The 5,350-nt window shown below is 67.6% G+C and carries 5 protein-coding genes and 1 tRNA gene; 1 reads left to right on the top strand and 5 read right to left on the bottom strand.

Annotation, left to right across the window (positions count from 1 at the left end; translation table 11 throughout):
• Nucleotide 1: 1 nt before the first annotated feature.
• A tRNA-Ile gene (locus K2X24_RS23685) sits at nt 2–77 on the top strand.
• A 432-nt stretch (nt 78–509) separates the two neighbouring features.
• On the opposite strand, the gene K2X24_RS23680 is transcribed toward K2X24_RS23685, so the two are convergent.
• The 5 genes from K2X24_RS23680 to K2X24_RS23660 all read right to left on the bottom strand — a co-directional run.
• Entirely contained in the window at nt 510–1,184 is a 675-nt protein-coding gene (locus K2X24_RS23680) for a response regulator transcription factor (protein WP_292501739.1), read from the bottom strand.
• Nucleotides 1,177–2,307: a sensor histidine kinase gene (locus K2X24_RS23675; protein ID WP_292501737.1), complete on the bottom strand. Its 1,131-nt coding sequence runs from the start codon at nt 2,305–2,307 to the stop codon at nt 1,177–1,179. The genes K2X24_RS23680 and K2X24_RS23675 overlap by 8 nt, the downstream gene beginning before the upstream one ends.
• A gap of 40 nt (nt 2,308–2,347) precedes the next feature.
• The gene (locus tag K2X24_RS23670; RefSeq protein ID WP_292501734.1) at nt 2,348–2,887 is read right to left on the bottom strand and encodes a methanogen output domain 1-containing protein; all 540 of its coding nucleotides are present in this window, start codon (nt 2,885–2,887) and stop codon (nt 2,348–2,350) included.
• A 166-nt stretch (nt 2,888–3,053) separates the two neighbouring features.
• Nucleotides 3,054–4,400, bottom strand: a complete 1,347-nt coding sequence (locus K2X24_RS23665) for an HlyD family type I secretion periplasmic adaptor subunit (RefSeq protein ID WP_292501732.1) — start codon at nt 4,398–4,400, stop codon at nt 3,054–3,056.
• Between the two features lie 23 nt (nt 4,401–4,423).
• Nucleotides 4,424–5,350 (bottom strand): calcium-binding protein (locus tag K2X24_RS23660; RefSeq protein WP_292501731.1); only part of this gene is annotated, 927 nt, incomplete at its 5' end.

Genomic DNA, 5,350 nt, shown 5'->3' with positions numbered 1-5,350 from the left:
CGGGCCTGTAGCTCAATGGTTAGAGCCGACCGCTCATAACGGTCTGGTTGCAGGTTCGAGTCCTGCCGGGCCCACCATCATTTTCTTACGAAACTCTCGCCCCACCAGCCCCGAGATCGCCCCACAAGAGACCAGGGGCGCGGTTCTGGGTACGGCCTGACGTGCGCCGGCCCCGTTCGAAAGGTCTCCGGCGGGGTGGTCGGCGACGCGAAGGAGCCGGTTCGTTTCGGCCCCGCGATTGCCTCGGAAGGCCGATGAAGCCTGTCCCCCTTGGCCCATCGACGGTCTACGCGGCCTTGGATCTGTCGTCGCCCGAGCCCTGGCAGGCGGCCTCCCCCCGGCCGCTTCCCGGGAGCGCAGAGCGGCCCCCTCGCGCAGGGCGACACAGACGCCGGAGCGCGTCGTCACCGCTGGCCACATGCCCCACGCGACGGCGCGCGCGAACGACCTCGAGCGGGCCGCCGGCCACCGGACGCCGAGCTTCGAGCGGGGGCTGTCGCACGCTTTCCTCACCCGCCCGGGATCTCGCCCTGGAGCCACCCCTGGAGGATCGCGAACTGGACGATCTGGGCACGGCTGTTGATGCCGAGCTTGCCGCAGGCGCGCGCCTTCTGGGTCTCGACGGTCTTCGGCGTAGACCCGAGGTGACCGGCGATCTCCTTGCTGGTGAAGCCGTAGGCCACGAAGCGGAGGATTTCCCGCTCGCGGTCGGCGAGCCAGGATTGCAGGTCGTCGTGGCTGTGGCAGGCCATCGGGGCCTTGTGACCGGCGGGGCGTGCCGGCAGCGCGGGATCCGTGTAGATGCCGCCGGCGCGCACCGCCCGAACGGCCTGCACGATGTTGAGAAAGGCCGAGCGCTTGAGGACATATCCCCCCGCACCCGCCTCGAACGCCCGGTCGACGTAGACGCGGCTCTCGTAGACGCTGAGGATGATCGCCCGGGTGGGGCTTCGCCGCTCGACCATCTTGCGGATCACAGCGACGCCGTTCATGTCCGGCATGGCCATGTCGAGGATGGCGATGTCGGGGGACAGCTCCGCGATGGCCCGCACCGCTTCGAGGCCGGTATCCACCGAAGCGACGATCTCGACCTCACCGGTGGCGGCGAGGAGATCCGCGACGCCGTGCCGGAACACCGGATGATCGTCCGCGAGCGCGATCCGGATGGGGCATTGGTCAGTCATCGTTCGAACCATCCTTCCCGAAGCGGACCCGGGCGACGACGGACGTCCCCTGTCCCGGCGAGGACTCGATCTCCAGGCTTCCGCCGATGAGGGCCATGCGTTCGCGCATCCCGCTCAATCCGAGCTTGCCCTGGGAGGTCAGCGAATGTGCGGAGGCACCGTCGGCCTCGAAGCCGGCTCCGTCGTCGTCGATCGTGAGGGTGAGCCGCCCCGCGCCGAACAGGAGGACGACGGAGACGTAGCTCGGAAGGCCGGCATGCTTGGCCACGTTGGTGAGCGCCTCCTGCGTGATGCGATACAGCGTGATGGCGTGCTCGGCCGGCAGGTGGAGTTCCTCGCCGCTGACCTGCAGCTCGGTCGCCATGAGCGTGGTGCGGCTCCATTCGTCCACGAGGTAGCGCAGCGCCGTCACGAAGCCGAACTCGTCGAGGGCCGCCGGCCGTAGTTCCAGGGTGACGCGGCGCAGGGCCTCGCCGACGTCCTGGGCCTGTTCGAGGAGCCGGTCGAGCTCCATGCGTGCATCCGGTTGGGTCAGGTGGGGCAGGAGGCGCCGCAGCCCGAAGTTCAACGCGACCAGGTGCTGGCCCGCATGGTCGTGGAGGTCGCGTGCCAGCCGGCGCCGCTCGTCCTGTCCGGCACGGTACAGCCGGGCCAGCACCTCGTCGCGCTCGCGTTCCGCCGCCAGGCGTGCGGTGGCATCCGCTTTCAGGCGGCCGAGAAGCTCCTCCCGTTCCCGCAGGAGCGCCTGCATCTCCCGCGCGCGCCGCCTGCGTTCCTGCATGACGCGTCGGGCATCGTGGAGCTTGGACGCGAGGATATTGAACCGGCGGCCCAGTCCCAGCCCGTCGAGATGGAGCAGGACGAGCGAGCCATCGCCGAAACCGCTCAGCCGCGCACGCGTGCCATGGCAGCAATGCCGCTCGAGGCCACCGTCGTCGCACTGGAGGAACAGGGTCCCGGGCAAGGTCGCGGTGGAGGATGCGCACCGGTCGAGGTAGCGTCGGAAATCGTCCCGGGCCGCATCCTGGACGGGCACGAAGCCACCGATCCGAAGCCCGCTCAGAGCCTCGCGCGCGGAGGCGTTCGCGGCCTCGAGCGCCCCGCATCGCCGGACGATGAGCATCGGCGACGGAACGAACTCGAACAGGGCGTCGAAGTCAGATCTAAAGGGCGCCCGTTCCGAAGTACGCCTGTCCTCCCTCATCAGCGGCATCGGGGTCGAGGTCGATGACGATTCGGCACCCCGAGGCACCTCGGGCAATGGTGTCAGCAAGCGTGATTCGCCCATAGCCTTGGCTCTCCGCAACCATGTGACCGAAGACATTCGAGGTCACCGCACACATCGAGGGGGATTTTTTCGCCAGGTCGCCGAACGGACAGCGCCGGTTTCCCAGGACGATGCGCCGTGGCGTCTGCTCGATGATGTGAAAGTCGCCGCCGAGGCGCCGTTTGAGGTCGATCATGGCCTCCAAGGTGGCGCGAAGATCCAGTCGCTTGGTTCCCGCGGCCCGGAGATACCGCGCCTTGAGTTCCTCCGAGACCGCCATGCCGACCAGCGCGATGAAGCCGCTGGCCTCGGCCCTGCCGACGGTGTCCTCCAGGGCGCCACCGAACGCGCCCAGGACCAAACCCAAGAATTCCTCCCGGTCGATATCGATTGAAGCCCGCGCGAACTCGGAGACGCCAACGTCCTTCCCGTCCATCTGTCGCCCCAGTGCTGCCTTGTTTCTCCCCATGTAGCACAAAAATGCGACAAAACAAATATCCACCGCCCGGCATTGTGCTTAGACGTGCATTATTTTCTGCCATTTTGGGACATGTACCGGTGGTAACCTTAGAAATGATATTTTACCTGCCACAACCGCTTGGTCACCGCTCTTGGAAGCTGCGCGAGAACTGGTCCTGAATCGGCTTGACCAAGTAGGATAATGCCGTCCGCTCCTCGGTTGCGACGTGCACCTCCACCGGCATTCCGGGCACGAGGCGTTTGCCCGGTCCGAGCCTGTTCAGTTCACCGGCGTCGAGCTCGACGTATCCGACATAGTAGGCGTCGTCCCGGGCTCCCTTGATCGTCGAGGGCGAGACGTAGATGAGTTGCCCCTTGAGTTCCGGGGTCGTGCGCTGGTTGAAGGCCGTGAAGCGAGCCCTGGCGGGGCGCCCGACGCTGATCTGGTCGATGCTCGACGGCGCGATGTGGATCTCGATCCGCAGGCTCGCGTCCTCCGGGACGACGGTCGCCAGGACGTCGGCGGGGGTGATCACGCCACCGACGGTGAAGGCCTTCAACTCGTGCAGGACGCCGGTGGCCGGGGAGCGGATCTCCGTCCGGGTCAGCCTGTCCTGCAGGGCGAGGCGCCGGTTGGTCAGTTCCGACAGTTTGGCGTCCACCGTGCCGAGCTCGCGCTGGGCCTCGGTCCGTGCGGTATCGCCGATGGCGAGGAGTTGCACGCGGATCTCGCTTGCCCGCACCTTCGCACGCGCGATCGAAGCTTCGAGTGAGCCCTGCTCACCGGTCAAGCGGTGCCGGTCGCGGTTGATGGGCAGGAACTTCGATCCCTCGAAGAGCTGCTTGTCGACCAGGCCCTGCAGCTTGCCGTGCTCGGTTGTCAGGATCGCGAGTTCGTCGCGCTTGGCATCCCGTTGCTTGACGAGGCCCGCGATCTCCTCGGTGACCTGCCCGATCTGCAGTTCGAGCTGCTGGCGCTGGCTGTCCCGGCTCGCGAGGTTGCCGTTGAACAGGCGGATCTCCCCCTCGACGATGGACCTCGTGTCCGGATCCTCGCCGGACAGGGCGGCCGGAAAGCCGAGGCTGCGCGCGCCGTCGCGCTCCGCCAGGAGCCTCGCCTTCTTGGCCGAGAGTTCGACGATCTGTCCCTGAACGATGGCGAGTTCGGCGCGCGTCTGGGCGTCGTCGATGCGGATGAGCACCTGATTGGCCGTCACCGACTGACCATCCCGCACGAGGATGGCGCCGACGACGCCGCCATCCCGATGCTGCACGGCCTTGGCACGATGCTCCACGGCGACGGAGCCGGGGGCCATGATGGCCCCGTTCAGATCCGTCGTCGCGGCCCAGCCCCCGAGCCCGAACACGAGGCCGGCGATGAGGGAAAATCCGAGGGCGATGCGCGGGATGACGGAGAAGGAGGGCTCCGTCCCGAAATCGATCCCCGAGAGGGATCGGGAGCGATGGACATCGATGACGTGCGTGCTCATGGTCCGGAACCTCTGCGGCAGGATCAGCTGATCGGTGTGGCGGGTGTGGAAACGGCCGGGTGCGTGGCGTTCTCCACGAAGAGCAGGGTGTGATGGCCGTCGAGTACGACCGTGGTCTCGAAGCGGTCGTCACGGTCGAGGTCGGCGGAGATGACCGTGACGTCGCCGCCATCGAGGTGTGCGGCCCGGTAGCGGATGCCCGAGACGGTGCCGTCGTCGCGGTCCATCGCGTCGGACAGCGACTGGCCGACGATGCCGGACCCCTCCTCGAAGAGCGTCCATCTCAGGATGTCGACGTAATCCCCGACCGAGAAGTCGGTGATCTCCACGGAGCGGGTCGCTTCCTGCGTTCCCGTGCGCGGGAGAAAGGCGTAGCCGTCCTTCCCGCCCCCGCCCGTGAGCACGACATCCTCGTCCCCGATGACGAACCGGTCGTTCCCGGACCCGGCCACGATGCGTTCGACGGAGTCCACCTGGTCCTTTCCGAGTTCGGTTCCGGAAACGACATGATCGACGAGGTCCACGAGCAGGTCTCCGGTCGCGCCGCCGAGGTCGAGCGTATCCGAGCCCTCACCGCCGTCGGCCTCGTCGTTCTCGCCATCCATCGCCAGGACGATCCGGTCGTCGTCGTCGCCCCCGCGCAGGGTGTCGCGCCCGGCTCCGTCGCGAAGCGTGTCCCGACCCGAACCGCCGTCGAGGCGGTCGTCGCCCGAACGTCCGTCCAGGCGGTCGTCGCCGGCACCACCCGAGAGAGTGTCGGCGCCAGTGCCGCCCGAGAGCGCGTCGGCACCCGAACCGCCGACGAGGGCCTCCAGGCCGGAGATGAGATCCTGGCCCGTCTCCGCGCTGGTCAGTGTCTGGAGCACGAGGTCAACCGTGACCCCGCTATGCGTCGTCGACAGGTCGAGCGTGTCCTGTCCGTCCCCGCCCTCGAAGCGATCCGCTTCGCC

Source organism: Methylobacterium sp., assembly GCF_019750675.1.
GTDB lineage: Bacteria > Pseudomonadota > Alphaproteobacteria > Rhizobiales > Beijerinckiaceae > Methylobacterium.
This window is presented reverse-complemented; position numbering and strand designations above follow the sequence as displayed.

Bases quoted from the DNA above. Each gene is read 5' to 3' on its own strand.
- K2X24_RS23680 (WP_292501739.1), bottom strand. From the start codon at position 1,184: ATGACTGACCAATGCCCCATCCGGATCGCGCTCGCGGACGATCATCCG.
- K2X24_RS23675 (WP_292501737.1), bottom strand. From the start codon at position 2,307: ATGCTCATCGTCCGGCGATGCGGGGCGCTCGAGGCCGCGAACGCCTCC.
- K2X24_RS23670 (WP_292501734.1), bottom strand. From the start codon at position 2,887: ATGGACGGGAAGGACGTTGGCGTCTCCGAGTTCGCGCGGGCTTCAATC.
- K2X24_RS23665 (WP_292501732.1), bottom strand. From the start codon at position 4,400: ATGAGCACGCACGTCATCGATGTCCATCGCTCCCGATCCCTCTCGGGG.